The following is a 22802-nucleotide window of genomic DNA, read 5'->3' as shown; positions in this document are numbered from 1 at the left end:
CATCCTGCCGCACGGCGGCGGTGACGTCGCGCGTCGGCATGCCGACGGCCCCGGCGGCCCGCGGGCGCCAGAGGCATGTCGGCCCCGCGTGCTTCCATAGGGAACATGGCCCGTCGTCGCGAGTACCCCGCAGCCTCTGGTGGCACAGCGCTGCGTACCCGCCTGATCGCCGCGTCTGGCGGCGCCGACGGCCCCGATCGCGTGTGGCCTGCGGACGTCCGGGCAGTGATCGACGGCGACGTCGCGACCGATCCGGGTCGACCCTGGTCGCCGATCCGGGTCCACGGTGGACCCGGCACCGGCAAGACCGCGCTGGTCGTCGACGCAGCGGTGTCCCGGCTCCTGCGCCCGGACGTCGATCCCGAATCCGTTCTGGTGCTGGCGGCGTCGCGGCGCGCCGCCGCGTCGTTGCGTGAGGAGATCGCCCGCCGGGTGCTCTCCGCCGAGGGACAGATCGGCGGTGATGCGGGGAGTCGCGCACTGCGCGAGCCACTGGTGCGCACCGTGCACTCCTACGCGTTCGCGATCCTGCGGCTGCAGGCGTCCGCGCACGGCAACCCGCCGCCGCGCCTGATCACCGGCTCGGAGCAGGACATGGTGCTGCGTGAGCTGCTCGCCGGCGACATCGAGGACGGTGCCGGCTACTGGCCGGAGCGACTCCGTCCGGCACTGGGCACCGACGGATTCGCCCAGGCGCTGCGTGACCTGATGATGCGGGCGGCCGAGCGCGGCGTGGGACCCGAGGAACTGGCGGCCCTCGGGCGTACCCACAAACGGCCCGAATGGGTGGCGGCGGGACACGCCTATGCCCAGTACGAACAGAACATGTTGCTGCGAGGTGTCGTCGGGGCGGACGCGCCGGGAGCGTCGGCACCGGCCGTGGACGCCGCCGAACTCGTCGGCTCCGCGCTGTCGGCGTTCGGCACCGATCCGGAGCTCCTCGCCGGTCAGCGACGACGCATCCGGCATCTGCTGGTCGACGACGCCCATCATCTCGACCCGCAGGCGGCCGCACTGGTGACACTCGTCGGCACCGGCACCTCGACGACGATCGTCGCAGCCGACACCGATCAGTCGGTCTTCGGGTTCCGCGGTGCCAGTCCACGCTTCGCCGATGAACTGGTGGAGTCCGGGTCGCCGCGGGACATCCTGTTGGACAGCGGTTTCCGCAATCATCCGGCGATCGCGGCCGTCGGTGCCGCGTTGGCATCGCGGCTACCGGGTGCGCGACCGCATCCGTATCCGGCGCCCGCGCAACATTCCTCGGACGCCGACGATCCGTTCGCCGGCGCCGAGGTGACGATCTACAGTTCCGGCGCGAAGGAGGCGACCGCGGTCGCCGACCTCCTGCGACGGTCCCACCTGTTCGGGAACGTGCCGTGGTCGCGGATGGCGGTCATCGTCCGGTCGGTGTCGCTGACCCTGCCGGCCCTGCGTCGCGCCTTCCGGTCGGCCGGGGTCCCGGTGACCACGCCCACCAGCGACCTCCCGCTGCATCGGCAGCGCGCGGTGACGGCGCTGATGCAGGTCCTCCGAGTCGTCGCCGCACGCGAGTCGGCCGCAGACGGCGACGTGGACGCCGAACCCGTCGTCGACATGTTCGGTGTCGAGGACGCGGTGGCCTTGCTGTCCGGTCCCGTCGGCGGCGCCGATCCCGGTGCCCTGCGTCGATTGCGGCGCGGCGTGCGGCGATTCGACGAACGCAGCGGCGGTGGTGCTGCGACGGATTCGCTGATCGCGCTGTGGCGCGCCCTTCTCGATCGGGAGGCGGCGGCCCGGTATCTCGATGCGCTCACCGAGGCGGAGGCGCGTCCGCTGCAGCGCGTGCTCGACGTCGTGGACGCGGCCGACCGCGTCCATCGGGCTCGGCGCGGCGTGGAAGAGACGTTGTGGGCGGCGTGGCAGACCACTGGTCTGGAGCGGCGTTGGGCCGCGGCGGCGATCCGCGGCGGTCCGGCCGGCGAACAGGCCGATCGCGATCTCGATGCGGTGATGGCGATGTTCGAGGCGGCGGCCAACTTCTCCGACACCCTTCCCGCAGCGGGCCCGGCCGGGTTCGTCCGCTACCTGGGTGCACTGCAGATCCCGCGGGACAGCCGGCTGGCCGGCGGGTCCGCCGACTCGGTGACCGTGCTGTCGGCGCACGCGGCGGCGGGCCGGGAGTGGGACGTCGTCGCCGTCGCCGGAGTGCTCGACGGGTTGTGGCCGTCGCTGCGCAGCCGCGGGAGCGTTCTGGGGACCGGCCAGCTCGTCGACCTGCTGGACGGGATGGACCCAGACGCACTGGACACGGTGGCGCGCACCACGTCCGCGCTCGCCGACGAACGTCGGCTGCTGCTCGTCGCCTGCACCCGGGCCCGCCGCCGGCTGCTCGTCACCGCAGTCGAGGACGGGGGTGGGGAGGCGGCACCGTCACGGTTCGTCGGCGAGATCGCCGAGGCGCTGTCCCGATGGCGTGGAGGTCCCGTCGCCGACATACCCGATGTGGATGCGCCGCTCGACGAGCTGCCCCTGGACCCCGGGGTCGACCGGGTTCTCTCGTTGCCGTCGTTGATCGCGACACTGCGGTCCGCGGTGGTCGCCGGAGCCGCCGAACCCGGCACCGACCCCGATCCACGCACCCGGGCGGCCGCGGAACTGCTTGCCGAACTGGCGGATTCCGACATTCCCGGAGCATCTCCGAAAGACTGGTACGGCCTGGGCGGCCCCAGCACCGACGCCGCCCTGTGGACCCCGGAACGGGGACCGGTGATGCTGTCGCCGTCCAACGTGGAGTCGCTCAGCCGGTGCTCGTTGCGGTGGGTGCTCGAACGTCACGGGGGTCGCGACGGCGACGGAACCCCGGCGCTCACCGGCACCCTGGTCCACACTCTCGTACAGGCCGTCGCCGGACAGATCGACCCCGCCGAGGTCACCGCGGCGTTGCGGGGGATCTGGGACCGGGTGGACACCGGGGCGGCGTGGTACTCGGTACGCGAACTCGAACGTGCCGAGGGCATGCTCGCCAATTTCCGTGACTGGCTGCGTATCTCGCGAGACGATCTGTCGGAGATCGGGGTGGAGGCGGAGATCGACGCGATCGTGCCGGGTGCATCGGGCGAGGCCGGTGACCCACCGGTTCGCCTTCGCGGCCGGATCGACCGGCTCGAACGCGACGAGATGGGCCGTCCCGTCGTCGTCGACGTCAAGACCGCGAAGACCGCGATCACCAAGGCGGACGCCCAGGATCATGCCCAGTTGGCCACCTATCAGCTGGCACTCGCGCTCGGCGGCGCCGAGGGGGCCGGCACCACCGAGCCCGGCGGCGGACGCCTCGTCTATGTGTCGGCGGCCAACAAGAACACGGGTGCCGCCGAACGCGTCCAGGACGCACTGACGCCGGAACGCGTCGACGAATGGATCGCGGTGGTCCGGGCCGCCGCCCGTGCGAGTGTCGGGCCCGGTTTCGCGGCCACCCGCAACCCGGGATGCTCGCACTGTGCCCTGGCCACCAGTTGTCCCGCTCAGCTCCGTGGGAAGACGGTGATCGATGACTGAGCGCACCGACGGCCCCACGATCTCGGCGGTCGCACTCGCCGCCGCCCTCGGATTGCCCACTCCCACACCGGAACAGGTCGCGGTCATCGAGGCGCCGATGGAGCCGGTCCTCGTCGTCGCCGGCGCCGGGGCCGGCAAGACCGAGACGATGGCCGCCCGGGTGGTGTGGCTGGTGGCCAACGGTCTGGTCGCACCCGAGGAGGTTCTCGGCCTCACCTTCACCCGTAAGGCGGCAAGCGAACTCGGCGCGCGGATCCGTCGTCGCCTCTCCATGCTGTCCGGTTCACCGGCCCTGCGCACCTGGGACCCGGACGGCACCATCGCCGCACGCCTGCGCGGTGGTGATCCCGAAGTCAGCACCTACCACGCCTACGCGGGCCGGCTCATCGCCGACTACGGCCTGCTGTTACCGGTAGAGCCGCACTCGACGTTGTTGTCGGAGACCGAGTTGTGGCAGATGGCGTTCTCCGTCGTCGGCAACTGGACCGGTGAGCTGAACACCACCAAGGTGCCGGCGAGCGTCACCGAGGCGGTCCTGAAGTTGTACGGGGAGATGGCCGAACACCTCGTCGACATGGACGAACTGCGACGCGCCGGCGACGACCTGTATCGCATGATCGAGACACTGCCGAAAGGCCCGCGTCAGCGGGACACCCCGACCCAGGCGCTGCTGAAGGTGCGCGATGTCATCGACGAACGCCGCGAACTCATCCCGATGGTGGAGACACTGGCCGAGACCATGCGTGCCGCCACCGCTCTCGACTTCGGCAGCCAGATGTCACTGGCGGCACGGCTGGTCATGCTCAACCCCGAAGTGGTTGCTGCCGAACGGGAATCGTTCACCGCCGTGCTACTCGACGAATATCAGGACACCGGACACTCTCAGCGCATGTTGCTGGCGACGCTGTTCGGGGCGGCGCCGGGTGCTCGCCGCGGTGGGGCGCCCGCCGGTGGGAGTGTCGCCGTCACCGCCGTCGGTGATCCCATCCAGTCGATCTACGGCTGGCGGGGCGCCTCGGCAGCGAACCTGCCGCGATTCACCGACGACTTCCGGCAGTCCGACGGCTCACCCGCGGTCCGTCTCGAGTTGCTCACCAGCTGGCGCAATGCGGTGCACGCGTTGCGTCTGGCCAACGAGACCTCGGAGGAGTTGCGGCGCCGCGGCGTACCGGTGAGCGTGCTGCGACCACGCCCGGACGCCCCGGTGGGGACCGTGCATCTCGCGTTGACGGAGACCGTCGTCGACGAGCGTCGCTGGGTCGCCGATCACGTCGAGCAGCACTACAAGAGCGCGGAGGCGGCCGACGAGTCGCCTCCGACCATAGCGATCCTGGTGCGGCGCAACGAGGATTCCGCACCTCTGGCCGCCGAACTGGAGAGCCGCGGCATCCCGGCGGAGGTCGTCGGCATCGGGGGACTGCTCCATGTCCCGGAGATCGAGGACATCGTCGCGATGCTGCGGGTCATCGCGGATCCGATGGCGGGTACCGCAGCGATGCGCCTGCTGACCGGAGCGCGATGGCAGCTGGGCGCGGGTGATCTCGCGGCACTCTGGCAGCGCGCCCGTGAACTCGCCGTCGCCGATTTCCACGCCTCCAACGGTGTCGTCGCGACCCGTGACGAACTCGACTCGGCCCTCGATGCGGTGTTGCCGACCGAGATCGTCGATCGTGCGGGCATCGCCGACGCGATCGTCGATCCCGGTGAGTCACACCGGTACAGCGCCGAGGGATTCGCGCGGATCCGGGCCTTCGGCGGTCAGCTCGAGTCGCTGCGTCGACGGATCGGACAACCGCTGCCCGAACTCGTCGCCGACGTCGAGCACACCATCGGGGTGGCCGTGGAGGCGCAGATCCGGGCGCACCGGATGCGGGGCGCGATCACCGGTCGAGAACACCTCGACGCGTTCGCCGACTATGTGACGTCGTATGCGGACCGTCCCGGCGCGAATCTTCCGGGCCTCCTGGCCTTTCTCGACACGGCGGAGACGATCGAGAAAGGCCTGGAACCTGGACGCATCGAAGTGGCCGAGCAACGCGTGCAGATCCTGACCGTGCACGCGGCGAAGGGACTCGAATGGGATGTGGTGGTGCTGCCGCACGTCTGCCACAACATCTTCCCGGGTGGCCGCGCGGACACGACCTGGTTGGGGAGCGCGAAGGAACTTCCTGCGTCGCTGCGTGGTGACCTCGCCGACGGAACGAACGCGGAGGGCTTCCCTGCGCTCGATCTGCGATCGGTGTCGGACCGCAAGGAACTCGAGTCCGCACTGACCGAGCACCGCGAGGCGATCTCGCAGCGGCGGCTCGAGGAGGACCGCCGACTGCTCTACGTGGCGCTGACCCGGGCCAAGCAATCCTTGCTCGTCTCCGCCCATCACTGGTCGGAGACGGGGGACAAACCGCGCGGGGGATCGGCGTTCTTCGACGAGATCCGGACGATCATCGCCCACGCCATCGCCGATCCGACCGTCGACTCGACCGGCATGGAGATCGATGTCGACGCACCGGAACCGGCCGCTGACGCCACCAACCCGTTGGCCGACGAGATCGTCAGCGCCGCGTGGCCGCGCGACATCCTCGGCGAGCGACGTGACGCGGTGGCGGCAGCGGCCCGGATGGTGCTCGACGCCGTCGCCGAGCGGGACGCCCCGGCGCTGTTCGACGCCCCGGCCGACGACACCTCCGCCTCGTCCGCCGACGACGCGGAAATCACCGCCTGGCGCGCCGAGGTCGCCGCGCTGCTCGCCGAGCACCACCGGACGAATCAGGCACAGGTGGACGTCGAGTTGCCCGCGCATCTGTCGGTGAGTCAGCTCGTCGAACTCGACGCGGACGAAGCCGCGTTCGCACGGCGACTGCGACGTCCCGTTCCGTTCCAACCCAATCCGACCGCCCGCCGCGGCACCGCCTTCCACGCGTGGGTCGAGCGGTGGTTCGGCGCGACCCGACTGCTCGACATCGACGAACTCCCCGGTGCCGCGGACGCGACCGCGACCCCTGACGCCGACCTCGAGGAGTTGCGGGAGGCATTCCTGTCGTCGAGGTGGGCCAACCGGAGCCCGACGGAGGTGGAGGTGCCGTTCGAGACCGTCATCGGTCCGACGGTCATCCGCGGGCGCATCGATGCGGTCTTCGCCGAACGGGACGGCGGGTGGCTGGTCGTCGACTGGAAGACGGGTTCGGTGCCCGAACCGGCACGCCGGGAATCGCTGTTCGTCCAGCTGGCCGCGTACCGGATCGCGTGGGCTCAGCTGTCCGGCGTTCCACTGGAGAAGGTCCGTGCCGCATTCCACTACGTACGGTCGGGATACACGCTCGAACCTGAGGCTCTGCCGGACCGTGCGGCACTCGGCGCGCTGCTCGCGAAATAGGCTACATTCGGCTCTTGTGAAGCAACGTCGGGCGGGATGCTGATGGCCAAGCGTGGCTTTCGTCGTCGTCTGCGCGGTGAGGAACTGGCCGACCGGCCCGACTACGCGCTGGTCGGCGTCGTCCGAATCCCCGAGCTGCAGCAGAGTCCGGGTCGCGCGATCGGCAAGCGGGTCGTGTTCGCCGTCGTGGCCCTGTTCGCAACAGCGGTCATCGTCTATCTGGATCGCGACGGCTACCGGGACGTGCAGGACAGCCCGCTGTCGTTTCTCGACGCGATGTACTACTCGGCAGTCACCCTGTCGACCACCGGTTACGGCGACATCACGCCACTGACCCCGTCCGCCCGGCTGATCAACCTGCTCATCATCACCCCGCTTCGTGTGCTGTTCCTGATCGTCCTGATCGGCACCACACTGGAGGTGCTGACCGAGCGGTCCCGGCAGGCTCTCAAGATCCAGCGGTGGAGGAACAACGTGCGCAATCACACCGTCGTCATCGGTTTCGGTACCAAGGGCCGGACCGCGGTCGACGCCATGATCGGTGACGGCATCAAGCCCGCCGAGATCGTCGTCGTCGATGCCGATCCGGACGTGCTGGAGGCCGCGGCCGCCGAGGGCCTCGTCACCGTCCGCGGCGACGCGACCAAGTCCGACGTGCTGCGGCTCGCCGGCGTGGCGCACGCGGCGAGCATCGTCGTCGCGGCCAACCGCGACGACACCGCCGTGCTGGCGACACTGACCGCCCGCGAACTCAATCCCCGAGCGAAGATCGTCGCGTCCATCCGGGAATCGGAGAACACCCACCTCATGCGGCAGTCGGGGGCGAACTCCGTCGTCGTCTCCTCGGAGACCGCGGGCCGGCTCCTCGGTATCGCCACCATGACGCCGTCGGTGGTCGAGGTCATCGAGGATCTCCTCACCCCGGACGCTGGATACGCGATCGCCGAACGTGAGGTCGACCCGACCGAGACCGGCGGCTCGCCGTCACACACCCGCGACATCGTGCTCGGGGTGGTGCGCAACGGTGTCCTGCATCGTGTCGACGACAGCGAGGTCGAACAGATCGAGGTCGGCGACCGATTGCTCTACGTGCGCAAGGGCGGTCAGGACTGATGACGATGTTCTCCCTCGATCAGCCGCCGATGCTCTCGCGCGCCACCTTCGACCGGGCCGACGAGATCCGCGACGATCCCGACCGCATGCTGTCGGGGTGGGCGACCGCACGGGTACTGCTGGTCGACGGGAACGGTCGATATCCGGTCGCCGACGGCGGCCTGCACTGGCTCGATGCGACGCACCTGGGCGCCGAACCGCCCGCCGACGCGGTCTTCCTGGGCCTCGACTCCGCCGGCGGCGATCTGTGGACGCGCCGCGTCGACCACATCGACGGTCCCACCGACGACCCGCGCCGGGGCGCCCACGGCCTCGACGCCGACGAGGCCGGCCTCCTCGCCACCGCGCTCGGAATCCTGAATTGGCATGCAACAGCCCGTTTCTCGCCTGTCGACGGGTCGGTGACGGCACCGGCGCGCGGTGGCTGGGTCCGGCGGCACGTGGAGTCGGGTGTGGACGAGTTCCCACGGACCGATCCCGCGATCATCACCGTCGTGCACGACGGCGCCGACCGTGTGCTGCTGGGGCGGCAGACGGTGTGGCCCGACGGCTGGTACTCGACCCTCGCCGGCTTCGTCGAACCGGGTGAGTCGCTGGAGCAGTGCGTGCTCCGGGAAGTCCATGAAGAGGTGGGCATCACGGTCCGCGAACCCCGCTACCTCGGAAGCCAGCCGTGGCCGTTCCCGCGGTCGCTGATGCTCGGCTTCGCCGCGATCGGCGATCCCGACGAGCCGTTGGCGTTCCTCGACGGTGAGATCGGTGACGCCGCCTGGTTCGATCGCGCGGAAGTCATCGAGGCCCTCGCGGAGGGCGGCGACTGGGTCCGCGCCGACGGTGCGGTGGGTACCGGCACCGACGAGCGACACCTCCGCCTGCCCGGGTCGATCTCGATCGCGCGTTCGCTGATCACCTCCTGGGCCTACTCCGATCGCTGAGCCCCCGCCCACTGAGCCTCGGCCCGCCGAGTCGGCAGACCTCCAGTCACGGGCGCAGCGGATGTCCGGCGGGAACAGTCGCGCGATCCGTGCTGTTATGGAGGCATGAGCAATGTGATCGACGACGACGCCTCGGCCCGTGTCTCCGACACCGGAGAACTGACCATGTACACGACCAGCTGGTGCGGCTACTGCGCACGGCTGAAGACGGGCCTCAAGAGCCTGGGTCTGACCTGGCAGGAAGTCGACATCGAGCTCAACCCGGACGCCGCGGAGTTCGTCGGCAGCGTCAACGGTGGCAATCACGTCGTCCCGACCGTCCTCTACGCCGACGGCACGACGGCGACCAACCCGTCCATCGCCGAGGTGAAGACGAAGCTCGGCATCTGAGCGAGAAGTGCATGTGTGCCGGCGCCGCAGGACGCGGTCTGTGACCGGCGCCGTCGGCGGCCGGGGGTGTCGGCGCCGGGTGGCATAGTGAACCAGTGCCCGAACCCCAGCGCATACTCGACGGTCTCGACCCCGAGCAGCAGCGAGCGGTCCTGGCTCCCCGCGGTCCCGTGTGCGTGCTCGCGGGTGCCGGGACCGGCAAGACCCGCACGATCACCCGCCGGATAGCGCACCTGATCGACAGCGGGCAGGTCAATCCGAGTCATGTCCTCGCGGTGACCTTCACCACCCGCGCCGCCGGCGAACTGCGTTCGCGCCTGCGATCGTTGGGAATCGCCGGACCGGGAAACTCGGTGCAGGCCCAAACCTTTCACGCTGCCGCGATGCGGCAGCTCAGGTACTTCTGGCCCCGTGGTCTCACCTGGGAACTGCTCGACCACAAGCTCCCGGTGGCCGCGCACGCCGCCCGCGAGGTCGGGCTCACCACGACCAGCGAGTCGTTGCGCGACCTCATGTCGGAGATCGAATGGGCCAAAGGCTCGTTGATCACCCCGGACCAGTACGCGGTGCGCGCACCCGCGGCCGGGCGCGACATCGCCTTCACCCCCGAGGTGGTGGCCGATGTCTTCGCCGCGTACGAGCAGGCGAAACATCGTGGTGCCCACCTCCTGCTCGACTTCGACGACCTCATCATCTTCGCCGCACAGGTGTTGCGTGAACGGGAGGCCGCGACCGACTTCCGTTCGCGCTACCGGTGTTTCGTCGTCGATGAATATCAGGACATCACGCCCGCACAGCAGGCGCTGCTCGATGTCTGGCTGGGGGAGCGGGACAACCTGACCGTCGTCGGCGACGCGAACCAGACCATCTACTCGTTCGCCGGGGCCACCGCTCACCATCTCCTGGACTTCACCCGGCGGTATCCTGACGCGACCCTGGTGCGTCTGGAGCGCGACTACCGCTCGACGCCGGAGGTGGTGTCGTTGGCCAATCAGGTCATCGGTGCCGCGACCGAACGATCCCCGGGCACCCGTCTCGAACTCATCGGCCAGCGGCCGCGTGGTCCGGTCCCCAAACCGGCGGAGTTCGCCGACGACATGCGTGAGGCGAACGGAGTGGCGGCGCAGATCAAGCACCTGATCAACGCCGGCACGGCACCCGCGGAGATCGCCGTGCTGTATCGCGTGAACGCACAGTCGGAACGCTTCGAGGAAGCCCTCACCGACGCCGGCATCCCGTATCAGGTGCGCGGCTCGGAGGCGTTCTTCACCCGGACCGAGATCGTGCAGGCGATGCGCAAACTCACCGCTGCCGCCCACCGGGACGACCTGCCGGCAGATCTCCCGACCATCAGGCTCGTGCGCGCCGTCCTCACCCCGCTCGGCCTGTCCGACGACGAACCTGCGGGACCGCACGCGAAGACTCGATGGGAATCGTTGCGCGCGTTGATGTCCGTCGTCGAGGACCTGATCGCCGAGGAGCCGGGGATGTCCCCGCAACGTCTCGTCACCGAGCTCACCATGCGGTCCGAGGAACGGCACACACCGGGACACAGTGGAGTCACCCTCGCCTCTCTGCACGCCGCGAAGGGGCTCGAGTGGGACGCCGTCTTCCTCGTCGGGCTGACCGAGGGGTCGGTCCCGATCACCCAGGCGGTCGAGCGCGGAGACGACGCCGTCGACGAGGAACGCAGACTGTTCTACGTCGGGATCACCCGCGCGCGCGAACACCTGTACCTGTCGTGGAGCCTGTCGCGGGCCGGCGCCGGCCGCGCCACCAGGCGACGCACGCGCTTTCTCGACGGCATCGATCTCGATCCCCGACGCAGCGGCCGGTGCAGCGTGTGCGGCGCGGAACTGGTGAACCCGGAGTCACGCGTCCGCGGTCGATGCGCGAGCTGCCGCATCGAGGACCGCGACCCCGCACTGCTGGACTCGCTACGCGGATGGCGAGAGGATCAGGCACGCCGACGCGGGGTCGGGGAGCGAGCGGTCCTGACCGACGCGATGCTCGAGGCGATCGCCGAGCAGCGCCCGGCCGACGTCGTGTCCCTCGCCGCCATTCCCGGTATCGGGCCGGTGAAGCTCGACGAGTTCGGTGGCCAGTTGCTCGATCTCGTCAAAAGTGCAGGTCAAAAATAGGTTGTGCGATTCCTGCCCCGCCCCCTACTCTGGATTCGTCAGCACGGGGTGGTACCTGTTTGTCCGGACAGGCCCCTCAATGTGGAAGCCAGCGAGCACAGAAAGGAGCGGATCAGTGAACGGAATCAACATCCAGGCCGGCGTCAGCTTGCCTGTGGCCAAGCCGTGCATGGCTGACGTCATCGATGCCTTGTCCCGTCGCGACCGCTTCTGGGTCGACGCGACCCCTGCGCATCCGGTGGCCATCCATCCGCCAGCCGAGCTGGTAGCGACAGCACCCGCCGGCGCCGAAGCCGCCGCAGCGCGAGCGACGCAGCGGTTCCCCGTGCAGATACTGAAGTCTGTGGAGTAGCTGACTCCGCACCATTTCGGGCCACGGGCGAATCGCAGAGGCGAACCCGTGGCCCTTGTTGTGAATGCCCTCGCCGATCCTCATCCGCCGATGAGCATCGAGGTCGACATTCCACATCGGGACTCGGGTGCAACACCCAACACGAGCAGATGTGGAGAGCAGAATGACTGTCGAATGCGTTCTCGAATCCTGTCTTTCGGCGGACCGCGTGTCGGTCGAGCGTCTGGACCTGCCCTGCCAGGTGGCCGACGCCGACCTGTGGTTCGCCGAGGACCCCCGAGACCTGGAGCGGGCCAAGGCCATGTGCGCCGAGTGTCCTCTCCGCGAGGCCTGCCTGCAGGCCGCACTCGAGCGTTCCGAGCCCTGGGGGGTCTGGGGCGGCGAGATCCTCGAACGCGGTGCCGTGATCGCGCGGAAGCGTCCGCGTGGTCGGCCGCGGAAGAACGCCGCGTGAACGACGCCGGGTGTCGTCGACGGGCGGCTCACGTCGTCGGCGGACCCTTCGTGACGCTTCGCTCCTCAGGGATCACCTGGTCCCTGAGGAGCGGGCGTCACGTTGGTCCCTGAGGAGCGAGCCTGCGAGCGTCACGAAGGGCCAACTCGCGGCATTCAATCCGCGAGCCCGGGCACCCATCTCTCCATGATCGACCGGTACGGCGCATTGGCCTCGAGCTGTGACGCAATGCCCACGCATCCCGCCAGCACCCGGAACACCATCACATAGTTCTTGGGCACATTGAGGTTTCGCGATGTCTTGTAGACGTCGCCGCGCACATCTGTCGCCTTCCCTGCGGCACGTTGCATCCACTTGCGGGTGAAGTGGAACGACTCCGCGTACAGCGGATCGACGTACGGCTTCAGGTAGGCCTCGATGTCGTCGGCGCTGACCCGGTCGGCATGGGACCGACGGATGAAGTCGGCCTGCACCATCAGTTCCTTGAGTTCCTCGTAGCGCTTGTCGCGCGCGAGTCGCAGGATCGGTCCGGTCTCGGTCGGCAACCCGTTGGGGTAGTGGCCGACAGCGCCGAAGTCGAGGACACCGAACCGTCCGTCGTCGGTCAGGAAGAAGTTGCCCGGATGCGGGTCCCCGTGCAGCAGGCCCACCCGGAACGGTGAACTCACCTCGAACGTCGCCATCTTCGCGGCCGCGTCGTCGCGGGTGGCCTGATCTCCGGCGGTGATGATCCGCGACAGCGGGGTGCCGACGAGCCATTCGGAGACGACGACCTTGGGTGCGCTGGCGACGACCTTGGGCACCACGAAATCGGGGTCGCCGTCGAAGGCCTTCGCGAACGCGCGCTGGTTGTCGGCTTCGCCGAGATAGTCGAGTTCGGCCTCGGTGCGGTCGATGAGTTCGTCCATCATCGCCTTGACGTCGGTCCCCGGCGACAGCTTCTGCAGCAGCCCCGACATCCGCGACAGCGTCTTCAGATCCGCCTTGAGTGCGTGGTCGGCGCCGGGATACTGCACCTTCACCGCGACCTCACGGCCGTCGGACCAGACGGCCTTGTGGACCTGGCCGATGCTCGCCGATGCCGCCGGCTCGTCGGAGAATTCGCGGAATCGCTCCCGCCACTTGGTGCCGAGCTGCTGATCGAGCACCTTGTGGACCTTCGCCGCCGGCATCGGCGGTGCCTCGGCCTGCAGCTTCGTCAGAGCTTCGCGGAACGGTTCACCGAACTCGTCCGGGATCGCGGCCTCCATGATCGACATGGCCTGGCCGACCTTCATGGCTCCGCCCTTGAGCTCGCCGAGAACGGAGAACAGTTGTTCGGCAGCCCGCTCCAGCATCTCCTGCTGGACCTCGTCCTTGTCCCTGCCGACCATGCGTTTGCCGAGGCCGGCCGCCGCGCGTCCGGCCATACCGATGGGCAGCGACGCGAGTTTCGCATTGCGTCGACCCTGCCCCCGAGTGATGTCGCTCATAGCGTCCTTTCCCCGCCTCAGGATAGAGGACCGGACGACGATGATCCTCGAGGCGTCCGGTCAACCGGCATGTGCCGAGGCAGGGTGACAATCGCACAGCGGATGCGGCAACCACTCGACCAACTCCAGGCGTGTCGGACCCGTGTGGAACTCCAAGGCGCGGTTGAACAGCTGTGGCGTCGGCGCCGCGGCGGAACCGGACCACAGAGCGGTCGCGAGCTGTTCGATCTGCTCGTGGGCGAGTGCGGCGGTGCCGCGGATGGTGGCGGCGCTCGCATAGCCGGCGTGCGCCACCATCTGGGCGGCCAGCAGCGGCCAGTCCGGTTCGAGGGTCGTGCGGTGATGATCGGCGCATCGTAAGCAGCTGGAGAGGCCGGGCAGTACCAGCGGGCCGATCACACCGACGCCGTCGCGGACCCGCACCGGCAGATGGGGGACACGGGCTACGTTGAGCGCGTTGATGATCGCCGGATCGTGGACGAGGTAGTCGGTGAGCACGACCAGGTTGGCGTCCCATCCGCCCACGGTGCCCGACGACGTGGGTCGCCGGTTCGAGCGGCGAGGGGCCATTCCGACCTCACTCAGCGACGTCGCGAGCAGGTCGCCGAGAGGTCCTCGACCGTGCAGCCGGATCCGCAGTGCGGACGAGGACCGGCCGAAGTCGGTCGGCACCGCGTGACCGGCGGCCACGAGCTGTCCGACGATTCCGGTCAGATCCAGAGGTGTCAGACCTATTGACCGCGCGCGACGCACCATCTCTCCCCGCGATCGCGGGCGGGTGAGATCCCGCAGCAGACCCGCCACATCGGTGGCGGTGACCGGCGGTGTCAGCTCCAGGATGAGGCTGCGTCGCGGATCGCTCCCGACGTGCACTCGGTTGCCCGGGCGGACGAGCACCGGCGTCCCGGAACGCACGAGCGGCAACACGATCGGGAGCTCCGAGGAGGCATCGTCCGGGGAGCGTGCCCCGGTGACCTCGGTCGTACGCCGGCTGACATCTGCCATGGCGTCACTCTGCCATCCGCCGGACCGCCGGAACGGGCTGCGCGGGGGTTGTCCACAGGCTCGTGGACGGTGGGGATGATCAGGAGGAAGACGCCGTGCCTCGCGGCGGATCCTGGTCGTCGGAGCCACTCTGATCGGAGCCACTCTCATCGGTGCCACCGTCACCAGCACTGCCCGTGCCGGCGTCGTCGGGTGCGTCCTTCGACCGCTCGGCCAGCTCGGCAGCCATGGTCTGCTCGAGTTGGGCGATCGGGTCGTCGAAAGTGCTGGCGCCCCCGCCGATGACACCGTCGATGAAGGCGGCCGGATGGTCGAGGTCGTCGGCGTCGGGCATCAGATCCGGATGGGCCCACACGCCGTCGCGCGTGGTGATGTCGCTCGCCACCAACAGATCTCGCCACAGAGCCGACGCCTCGCGTACCTTGCGGGGGCGCAGTTCCATGCCGACCAGGGTGGCGAAGGTCTGCTCCGCGGGACCGCCCGACGCGCGCCGGCGGCGCATCGTCTCGGTCAGCGCGACCGAGCTGGGAATCCGGTCGTCGAGGGCCTTCGACACGACCTGCTCGACCCAGCCCTCGATGAGGGCCAGCATTGTCTCCAGACGTGCCAGTGCCGCCTTCTGTTCCGTCGTCGTCGTCGGCTCGAAGGACGCCGACGACCCGATGAGTTCCTCGAGCTTCGACGGATTCGAGAGCAGTTCCTGCGGATCCACCCCGGACGTGAGGTCGGCGATGCCGCTGAAGTCGACGCTGATCCCGCGTGCGTACTCCTCGACCGTGGACAGCAGACGCTGTCGCAGCCATCCGACATGGGTGAACAAGCGGACATGGGCGGCCTCGCGGGCAGCGAGGAAGACGATGATCTCCTGCGCCGGCTGCTCGAGGCCGTCGGCGAAGGTGGCGATCGCCTCCGGCAGCAGCACCGCGACCCCCTCCGGCGCCAGCGGCAACCCGATGTCGGTGGAGGTGAGCACCTCCTTGGCGAGTTGTCCGAGTCCCTGCCCGAGCTGTGTGCCGAACGCCATGCCGCTCATCTGGGTGAGCATGCCCATCATCGGGCCCGCGAACTGCGCCGCCTCCGGTGGTAGGTTCTGCTCCCACGTGCGCGACAGCTGCGTGGCGACCGGATCGCACAGCCGTTTCCACGTCGGCATCGACTCCTCGAGCCACTGCACGGGCGTCCACGCAACCGAGCGGCTGATCCCGCTGGGGAAAGTCGTCACGTCGTCGATCCACACCTCGGCCAGCCGGACCGCATCGACGACTGCCTGCGTCTCCTTGTCCAGCACCGGGGTGAAGTTCCCGATCTGCTGGCGGGCGAGATTGGTCGCCACCTGATAATTGACCGGCCCGCCGCCGGACCCGGAGGACATGCCCGCACCCATCCCGCTGAACATGTTGCCGAGTTGCGAGAACATCTGGCCGAGCTGAGAGGAGTCGAACGATCCCGGGTCGAATCCACCCTCGCCGCCCATCGCGAAACCGAACGGGTTCTGCCCGCCGCCGGGCACCCCACCGCCCGACGACGCGTCGCCGCCGTCTCCGGAGCCGGAGTCCGGACCGTTCTTGCCGCTCTTGTCGCCGCGACGGCGGTCGTCGTCGTCACCGGAGGGGGAGAATCCGAAGGGCAGATCATTCATGGCTCCACGGTACCGCCACGATTTCGCCCGGTCCGTCTTCCCGCGTTCGCCTTGAGCGTAGGAGGCTCAACGGTCTCCGCAGACTGCTGGGCCGAGCAACCCGGCCCGCGCGATCCGGTCGAGGAGGTCCATTACCCTGAGCGGAATGAGCTTGCAGCCCGGGCATCGCCGGTTGGCGACCGTCGTCGTCACCGTGCTCGTCTTCGTGGCCCTGCTGTTCGTCGGTACCACCGTCCAGGTCCCGTTCGTGGCGCTCGGGCCGGGCCCGACGGTCAACACGCTGGGCAGTGTCGACGACAAGGAGGTCGTCGACATCTCCGGCGTCCCGACCGATCCGACGACGGGGAACCTGAACCTGACAACGGTCTCGGTGACCGACGGGATGTCGCTGTTCCAGGCGCTGGGGATGTGGATGTCGGGGACATACACCCTCGAGCCGCGGGACCGCCTGTTCCCGCCGGACTCCACTCCGGACCAGGTGCGCGAGCAGAACCAGCAGGACATGACCGGTTCGGAGGACAGTGCGACCATCGCGGCGCTGCGCTATCTCGATCGGCCCACTGAACTCGGTGTCGCGACGGTCGCCGGGAACGGCCCGGCGACCGAGGTGCTGAAACCGGGCGACCAGGTGATCTCGGTCGGCGGAACCCCGGTGTCGACGTCGTCGGAGATGCAGGCCGCGGTCAAACGCAACGCACCTGGCACTGCTCTGCCGATCGAGATCGACCGCGGCGGTGTCCGGCAGACCGTGACGGTCACCCTCGCGGCGCGGCCCGACGACCCGAAGGTCGGCTATCTCGGGGTGACCCCCGAGGTCGTCAATGCCGATCCCGCACTGAAGATCTCGTACAACGTCGGTGACATCGGCGGTCCGTCGGCCGGGATGATGCTCACCCTGGCCGTGATCGACCGGCTCAGCCCGGGCGAGCTCACCCACGGCAAGTTCATCGCGGGGACGGGCACCATCGACGAGAACGGCACGGTCGGACCGATCGGCGGCATCACCCACAAGACTCGGGCGGCCCGCGATGCCGGGGCGACGGTGTTCCTGGTGCCGCAGGCCAACTGCGCCGAGGCCGCCTCGGATGCGCCGGACGGACTCACCCTGGTCAAGGTCGACAACCTGCAGGGCGCCGTCGACTCGCTCGATGCGATCGGTGACGGGAAGTCCGCGCCACACTGCTGAGGTGTTGTCGGCGCGGGTCGCCGTCAGTCCTCGGGGTGTGCCGCGAGCGTCTGCGCCACGGCCGCACGCAGTTCGGGTGCGAGGTCGGCGTGGGTGAGCAACTCCACGCGACCCGACGGATCGGTCGCGGGTTCCTCTCCGGGCGCGGGACGCAGCTGCATCAGGCTCAGCGACTGCCCCCCGCGCAGCGCCCCGACGACCAGGCGCGCCGCACGCCGGCCGGGATGTGATCGGGCGGTCTCCCGTGCTGCCGCGTCTGCCGCTTCCGGGTCGTCCGGGGTTCCCAGCAAGGTGTCGAATGCCGTGTCGAGGTCGGACTCCGCTTCCGGCGGCAGCACGAGGATCTCCTGTACGAGGGCCGCACCCACGACCATCGGCGGCCACGCGGTGGTCGCGAGGAGACGCTCGATCGCCGCGCCCGTCTCCGGGCCAGTACCGGTCACCTCCACCGTGTCCTGGACGACCGGACTGAGTTCGGAATCGTCGTCGTCGTCGACCAACTCGGGTCGACTCGCGGCCAGGACCGCGGTCGGGACGAGCGCGAACAGTGTGGGCGGTCGGCCCCATCCGGCGGCGTCGACGAATTCGACGATGTCGCGCAATGCCGAACCCAGGGCGTCGGGGGAGAGTCCGCCGGGGCCGCTCGGGGAGGTGGGCTGATCGGTCACGGCTCCATCTTGCACAGTTCTCCCGCATCACCGAAACGCTGCATCACCGAAACGCTGCATCACCGAACCCGGCGTCGCAGGAACTCGGTGCATGGGTCGGACGTTGCCCATTCGACACTCGGACGTGCCCATTCGACACGACGCCACCTCTGGTGAGTGCGCCATACAGTAGGGGTCGTCACGGCGGCGGCACCGGCGCGGAGCCGACCGTCGGGCGGGCCAGTACAGTTGGGTGCACAAACCCGACATGGTGCAGTCCGGGTCGGGCCGATGCCCGGAATGAGAACTTTGGAGAGTGGGTCAGGTGGGCGTACGCGGGCCGGCGGGCATGCCGACATTGTCGCGCAGGAGCAAGATCGCCATCGGGATCGGCGTGGCCATCCTGGTACTGCTGTTGGTGGGACCACGGTTGGTCGGACTGGCGACCGACTGGTTGTGGTTCTCCGACGTCGGATACACGCGGGTGTTCTCGACGATCGTCTGGACGCGCGTGCTCCTGTTCCTGGTGACCCTGGTGATCGTCGGGCTGCTCGTCTTCGGCGCCATCGCGATGGCCTATCGCACGCGCCCGGTCTTCGTCCCGGCCACCGGCCCCAACGATCCGCTGGCCCGGTACCGGGCGACCGTGATGGGTCGGACGCGTTGGTTCGCGATCGTGCCCAGCGTGCTCGTCGGACTCCTCGCCGGTCTGGTCACCCAGGGTTCCTGGGCGACCGTGCAGACCTTCCTGCACGGGGAGACGTTCGGCACCACCGACCCGCAGTTCGGCCTCGACATGAGTTTCTACGCATTCGATCTGCCGTTCTACCGACTCGTGCTCAACCTGTTGTTCGTGGTGGTCGTGGTCGCGTTCCTGGCAAACCTGGTGACGCACTACCTGTTCGGCGGGATCCGCCTCGGTGGCGGTGGGAACCGTCCATCGATCTCGACCGCTGCACGCGTCCAACTCGCGGCGCTGGCCGGAACCTTCCTGCTGCTGAAGGCGGTGGCGTACTGGTTCGACCGGTATGCGTTGCTGTCGAGCCAGCGAAAGCAGGAGATCTTCACCGGCGCGAGCTACACCGACATCAACGCGGTCCTGCCGTCGAAGCTGATCCTGATGTCGATCGCGATCATCTGTGCGCTCGCGTTCTTCGCGGGTGTGGTGCTGCGTGACCTGCGCGTGCCCGCACTCGCGACCGCCCTGATGTTGCTGTCGGCCCTGGTGATCGGTGTCGGCTGGCCGCTGGCGATGGAGCAGTTCTCGGTGAAGCCGAACGCGGCGCAGAAGGAAGCGGAATACATATCCCGCAACATCACGGCCACCGAGCAGGCCTACGGCATCGGCAACGACCGTGTGACGACGCAACGGGACTGGACCTCGCAGCCGGTGACCCAATCGACGGTGAACGCCGACGAGCCGACGCTGTCGAATCTGCGCATCCTCGACCCGAACATCGTGTCGCCGGCCTTCACCCAGCTGCAGCAGCGGCAGAACTTCTACGGGTTCCCGGCCCAGTTGGCGCTCGATCGTTACCGGATCGACGATCAGCTGCGGGACTTCGTGGTCGCGGTGCGCGAACTCGATCCGAGCCGCTATTCGCCGCAGCAGCAGAACTGGCTGAACAAGCATCTCGTCTACACGCACGGAAACGGATTCGTCGCCGCCCCGGCCAACCGGGTCAACGAGGCCGTCTCCGACGACTCCAACAACGTCGACGGCGGTGGCGAACCGTTCTTCTTCGTCAGCGATCTCAGCAACGTCGGCAGCCCGGACTACAAGGCGAACGCGCCGATCAAGGTGACCCAGCCGCGCATCTACTTCGGTGAGCTGATCGCCCAGGTCGACCCCGACTATGCGATCGTCGGGTCGTCCGACGGCCAGCCGCGTGAGTACGACACCGCCGAATCCAAGTACACCTATGCGGGTGATTCCGGTGTCTCGCTGGGTAATTGGTTCAACCGGCTGCTGTATTCAGTCAAGTACACCGAGCGCAACCTGCTGCTGTCCGGCGAGATCAACAACAACTCGAAAATCATCTACAACCGTGATCCGCGGGACCGGGTGAAGCAGGTCGCGCCCTGGCTGACGGTCGACTCCAAGACGTATCCGGCCGTGATGGCCGACGGTTCGATCAAGTGGATCGTCGACGGTTACACGACTCTGGACAACTACCCGTACGCCCAGCGCACGTCGTTGCAGGCGGCGACGGAGGACGCCCAGGAGCTCAACCAGGGCCAGACCGGGCGGACCCAGATCAACCGTCAGGTGTCCTACGTCCGCAACTCGGTGAAGGCCACCGTCGACGCGTACACCGGCAAGGTCACGCTGTATCAGTTCGATTCGAATGATCCGGTTCTCAAGACCTGGATGAAGGTGTTCCCCGGAACCGTCCAGTCGCGTGCCGAACTGGACAAGAAGAAGGACCTGCTCGATCACGTCCGTTATCCCGAAGATCTGTTCAAGATCCAGCGGAGTCTGTTGACGCGGTACCACGTGACGAACCCGCAGACCTTCTTCCAGGCCAACGACTTCTGGTCGGTTCCCGCGGATCCGACCACCCCGGACGCCGAGGCGCGTGGGCTCGACCAGCCGCCGTACTACTTCGTCGCGTCGAGCCCACGCGACGGCAAGTCGGCGTTCCAGTTGACGTCGGTGATGACGCGCCTGAACCGTCCGATCCTGTCGGCCTACATGACCGTCTCGAGCGATCCGGGCAGCTACGGGCAGATCACCATCAAGGAACTGTCGCCCAACACCCAGCGCGACGGACCGAAGCAGGCGTTCAACCCGATGCAGACCGACAGTCGGGTGGCCGACAGCCGTAAGAGTCTGGAGAACACTGCCGACGTCACGTTCGGCAATCTGCTGACGCTTCCGGTGGGCGACAACGGCATTCTCTACGTGGTGCCGATGTACGCGCAGGCCCAGGGGCGTGAGGCCACGTTCCCGAGACTGTTCCGCGTCATCACCCGCTACGAGGGTCGGGTCGGTTACGCACCGACGACGGCTGGTGCCCTGCAGCAGGTCGGCATCGATCCGGGCCAGGCGGCGGCGGTGCCCGATCTCGGTGGCGGCGATCAGGGCGGCACCGACAGCAACGGCGATCAGCAGGCGGCGGTACCGCCGCCGAACACCGGCCCGCCGTCGGCGGAACGCGACGCCGCGGTGACCGCGATCGGAGATGCGCTGGGCGCGTTGAAGGATGCCCAGAGCAAAGGCGATTTCAAGGCCTACGGTGAGGCGCTCGACCGGCTGAACAAGGCGGTGGTGGCGTACGAGCAGTTGCCCGCGGGCAACTGATTCTCCTCAGCGTCAACGACGAGCCGGGGCGTACCAGGATCACCTGGTACGCCCCGGCTTTCGTCGGTGCGGTCGATTGCGCTGGCACGGTCACGCCGCGCGAGATCGAGGTCAGTCGCGGTAACGCCGCATGTACCGACCGAGTTCGGACTCGGTGTTGTCGGGTAGGACCGGACTGTGATGATGACGATGCACCAGCGACAGGAAGATCGAGACGGCGCCGGTGAACGCTCCGATCATGAGCAGGCCGAACACGATCGCTGGTGCGACATTGCCGCCGGCCATCGACACCAGCCACAACGCGGCGCAGGCGAACCCGCCGAGGACCAGTAGGTATCCGATCACGCTCATCGGGTGGTTTCCGTGGCTCTCGTGATGGGGTAGGTGATGAGCAGCCATCGTCTCCTCCTTCGCTAGGCGTATCGACAGGATACGCTCCTGTGATATGGATCACAGAGCGTTCCATATGCGGAGTCGTTCAGTGTCGGTATTCGACCAGGTAACGTGCCTTCTCTGCGCTCGACGAGTCCGGGATGAGCGGGCTGTGGTCGAGACGACGTGCCATGGTCGAGTAGATCGCCGCCGCTCCGAGAAGAGACAGCACGCCGGCGATCGCCGCGCCGCCGGCTGCGGACGCTTGCCCCTGCGCGAAGAAGGCCACCGCCAGTCCGAGAGACGGGATGATGAACAGGACGAGCAGGTAGGCGACGATGCTCATCGGGTGGCGGTCGCCGTGATCGCCTACGGGTCGTGGGGTGATGCTGGTCATCGGTGATTCCTCCTCGGATCGATGTGTCCTCCTCTTCACGATGCGCCGCCGATTACTCACCGACCAGGGGCTTTGGCCCCCGCGCGGCTGGGTCGACGGTCGCTTCCCCTCGCCCCGGCGCACGGCGGCGTAAGGTGACGGCGATCATGTCGGGAGGGTGTGCACCGGTTGTGCCACGATCCGCTGTCGGTGGGACTGACCCGCCAGTAAGGTGACGTCGGCGCCGAGGGGCGCCGTTGGTCGTCGGGGAAGGGCGGTCGTCGGATGCCTCCACTGTCTCGGTTGGCGCGGATTCAGATCGCGCTGGTCGTCGTGCTCGGTCTGCTGGCGACCGCCTATGCCGGGTACCGCTACGTGCACATCGAGCGGGCCGTGGGGATCGGGATCTACACCGTGACCGCGTCGATGAAGGATTCTGGGGGGATCTTCACGAATGCGGAGGTGACGTATCAGGGTGTGCCGGTGGGTCGGGTGGGTGCGTTGAT

The 22802-nt window shown here is 68.3% G+C and carries 17 protein-coding genes; 11 read left to right on the top strand and 6 right to left on the bottom strand.

Annotation, left to right across the window (positions count from 1 at the left end; translation table 11 throughout):
- Positions 1–105: 105 nt before the first annotated feature.
- The 8 genes from QSJ19_RS20235 to QSJ19_RS20200 all read left to right on the top strand — a co-directional run bounded on the left by QSJ19_RS20235 (position 106) and on the right by QSJ19_RS20200 (position 12295).
- Entirely contained in the window at positions 106–3537 is a 3432-nt protein-coding gene (locus QSJ19_RS20235) for an ATP-dependent helicase (RefSeq protein ID WP_286322799.1), read from the top strand.
- Positions 3530–6910 carry an ATP-dependent helicase gene (locus QSJ19_RS20230; protein ID WP_286322798.1) on the top strand — a complete coding sequence of 1127 codons (3381 nt, stop codon included), beginning with the start codon at positions 3530–3532 and terminating at the stop codon, positions 6908–6910. Before QSJ19_RS20235 ends, QSJ19_RS20230 begins: the two co-directional genes overlap by 8 nt.
- A gap of 42 nt (positions 6911–6952) precedes the next feature.
- On the top strand, positions 6953–8023 hold the full coding sequence (locus tag QSJ19_RS20225; protein ID WP_286322797.1) for a potassium channel family protein: 1071 nt from the start codon (positions 6953–6955) through the stop codon (positions 8021–8023).
- Positions 8023–8958, top strand: a complete 936-nt coding sequence (gene nudC, locus QSJ19_RS20220; protein WP_286322796.1) for an NAD(+) diphosphatase — start codon at positions 8023–8025, stop codon at positions 8956–8958. The genes QSJ19_RS20225 and nudC overlap by 1 nt, the downstream gene beginning before the upstream one ends.
- Positions 8959–9063: 105 nt before the next feature.
- Positions 9064–9348: a mycoredoxin gene (locus tag QSJ19_RS20215; protein WP_286322795.1), complete on the top strand. Its 285-nt coding sequence runs from the start codon at positions 9064–9066 to the stop codon at positions 9346–9348.
- A 95-nt stretch (positions 9349–9443) separates the two neighbouring features.
- A complete protein-coding gene (locus QSJ19_RS20210) occupies positions 9444–11489 on the top strand; it encodes an ATP-dependent helicase (protein ID WP_286322794.1) in 2046 nt (681 codons plus the stop codon).
- A gap of 115 nt (positions 11490–11604) precedes the next feature.
- The gene (locus tag QSJ19_RS20205; protein ID WP_286322793.1) at positions 11605–11841 is read left to right on the top strand and encodes a hypothetical protein; all 237 of its coding nucleotides are present in this window, start codon (positions 11605–11607) and stop codon (positions 11839–11841) included.
- Positions 11842–12004: 163 nt separating this feature from the next.
- On the top strand, positions 12005–12295 hold the full coding sequence (locus QSJ19_RS20200) for a WhiB family transcriptional regulator (RefSeq protein WP_286322792.1): 291 nt from the start codon (positions 12005–12007) through the stop codon (positions 12293–12295).
- A 155-nt stretch (positions 12296–12450) separates the two neighbouring features.
- Here the strand turns inward: QSJ19_RS20200 and QSJ19_RS20195 are convergent, their stop codons facing one another.
- The 3 genes from QSJ19_RS20195 to QSJ19_RS20185 form a co-directional block, all read right to left on the bottom strand.
- On the bottom strand, positions 12451–13767 hold the full coding sequence (locus QSJ19_RS20195) for an ABC1 kinase family protein (RefSeq protein WP_286322791.1): 1317 nt from the start codon (positions 13765–13767) through the stop codon (positions 12451–12453).
- A gap of 60 nt (positions 13768–13827) precedes the next feature.
- Positions 13828–14772 carry a hypothetical protein gene (locus QSJ19_RS20190; RefSeq protein WP_286322790.1) on the bottom strand — a complete coding sequence of 315 codons (945 nt, stop codon included), beginning with the start codon at positions 14770–14772 and terminating at the stop codon, positions 13828–13830.
- A 79-nt stretch (positions 14773–14851) separates the two neighbouring features.
- On the bottom strand, positions 14852–16411 hold the full coding sequence (locus tag QSJ19_RS20185; RefSeq protein WP_286322789.1) for a zinc-dependent metalloprotease: 1560 nt from the start codon (positions 16409–16411) through the stop codon (positions 14852–14854).
- Positions 16412–16556: 145 nt separating this feature from the next.
- Here QSJ19_RS20185 and QSJ19_RS20180 point away from each other — a divergent pair, with 145 nt between their 5' ends.
- Positions 16557–17597 (top strand): YlbL family protein, encoded by a 1041-nt coding sequence (locus QSJ19_RS20180; protein ID WP_286322788.1) that lies wholly within the window; start codon positions 16557–16559, stop codon positions 17595–17597.
- A gap of 23 nt (positions 17598–17620) precedes the next feature.
- Here QSJ19_RS20180 and QSJ19_RS20175 read toward each other — a convergent pair whose 3' ends face one another.
- Complete coding sequence (locus tag QSJ19_RS20175; protein WP_286322787.1) at positions 17621–18265, bottom strand: PPA1309 family protein; 645 nt, start codon at positions 18263–18265, stop codon at positions 17621–17623.
- Between the two features lie 328 nt (positions 18266–18593).
- Between QSJ19_RS20175 and QSJ19_RS20170 the strand changes: the two genes are divergently transcribed.
- On the top strand, positions 18594–21548 hold the full coding sequence (locus QSJ19_RS20170; protein ID WP_502876290.1) for a UPF0182 family protein: 2955 nt from the start codon (positions 18594–18596) through the stop codon (positions 21546–21548).
- 111 nt (positions 21549–21659) lie between these two features.
- Here QSJ19_RS20170 and QSJ19_RS20165 read toward each other — a convergent pair whose 3' ends face one another.
- Together QSJ19_RS20165 and QSJ19_RS20160 are read right to left on the bottom strand one after the other, a co-directional pair.
- Positions 21660–21947, bottom strand: coding sequence for a hypothetical protein (locus tag QSJ19_RS20165; RefSeq protein WP_286322785.1), 288 nt, complete (start codon positions 21945–21947; stop codon positions 21660–21662).
- Positions 21948–22026: 79 nt separating this feature from the next.
- Complete coding sequence (locus tag QSJ19_RS20160) at positions 22027–22317, bottom strand: hypothetical protein (RefSeq protein WP_286322784.1); 291 nt, start codon at positions 22315–22317, stop codon at positions 22027–22029.
- A 264-nt stretch (positions 22318–22581) separates the two neighbouring features.
- On the opposite strand from QSJ19_RS20160, the gene QSJ19_RS20155 reads away from it, so the two are divergent.
- Positions 22582–22802, top strand: a 221-nt coding sequence (locus tag QSJ19_RS20155) for an MlaD family protein (RefSeq protein WP_286322783.1), incomplete at its 3' end; no start/stop codon positions are given.

Source organism: Gordonia sp. ABSL11-1, from assembly GCF_030315685.1.
In the GTDB taxonomy this organism is placed as follows: domain Bacteria; phylum Actinomycetota; class Actinomycetes; order Mycobacteriales; family Mycobacteriaceae; genus Gordonia.
This window is presented reverse-complemented; position numbering and strand designations above follow the sequence as displayed.

Excerpts from the sequence above, each read along its gene's own strand:
- QSJ19_RS20230 (WP_286322798.1), top strand. The coding sequence starts at position 3,530 with ATGACTGAGCGCACCGACGGCCCCACGATCTCGGCGGTCGCACTCGCC.
- QSJ19_RS20235 (WP_286322799.1), top strand. The coding sequence starts at position 106 with ATGGCCCGTCGTCGCGAGTACCCCGCAGCCTCTGGTGGCACAGCGCTG.
- nudC (WP_286322796.1), top strand. The coding sequence starts at position 8,023 with ATGACGATGTTCTCCCTCGATCAGCCGCCGATGCTCTCGCGCGCCACC.
- QSJ19_RS20165 (WP_286322785.1), bottom strand. The coding sequence starts at position 21,947 with ATGGCTGCTCATCACCTACCCCATCACGAGAGCCACGGAAACCACCCG.
- QSJ19_RS20200 (WP_286322792.1), top strand. The coding sequence starts at position 12,005 with ATGACTGTCGAATGCGTTCTCGAATCCTGTCTTTCGGCGGACCGCGTG.
- QSJ19_RS20185 (WP_286322789.1), bottom strand. The coding sequence starts at position 16,411 with ATGAATGATCTGCCCTTCGGATTCTCCCCCTCCGGTGACGACGACGAC.
- QSJ19_RS20215 (WP_286322795.1), top strand. The coding sequence starts at position 9,064 with ATGAGCAATGTGATCGACGACGACGCCTCGGCCCGTGTCTCCGACACC.
- QSJ19_RS20180 (WP_286322788.1), top strand. The coding sequence starts at position 16,557 with ATGAGCTTGCAGCCCGGGCATCGCCGGTTGGCGACCGTCGTCGTCACC.
- QSJ19_RS20170 (WP_502876290.1), top strand. The coding sequence starts at position 18,594 with ATGCCGACATTGTCGCGCAGGAGCAAGATCGCCATCGGGATCGGCGTG.
- QSJ19_RS20190 (WP_286322790.1), bottom strand. The coding sequence starts at position 14,772 with ATGGCAGATGTCAGCCGGCGTACGACCGAGGTCACCGGGGCACGCTCC.
- QSJ19_RS20195 (WP_286322791.1), bottom strand. The coding sequence starts at position 13,767 with ATGAGCGACATCACTCGGGGGCAGGGTCGACGCAATGCGAAACTCGCG.
- QSJ19_RS20225 (WP_286322797.1), top strand. The coding sequence starts at position 6,953 with ATGGCCAAGCGTGGCTTTCGTCGTCGTCTGCGCGGTGAGGAACTGGCC.
- QSJ19_RS20160 (WP_286322784.1), bottom strand. The coding sequence starts at position 22,317 with ATGACCAGCATCACCCCACGACCCGTAGGCGATCACGGCGACCGCCAC.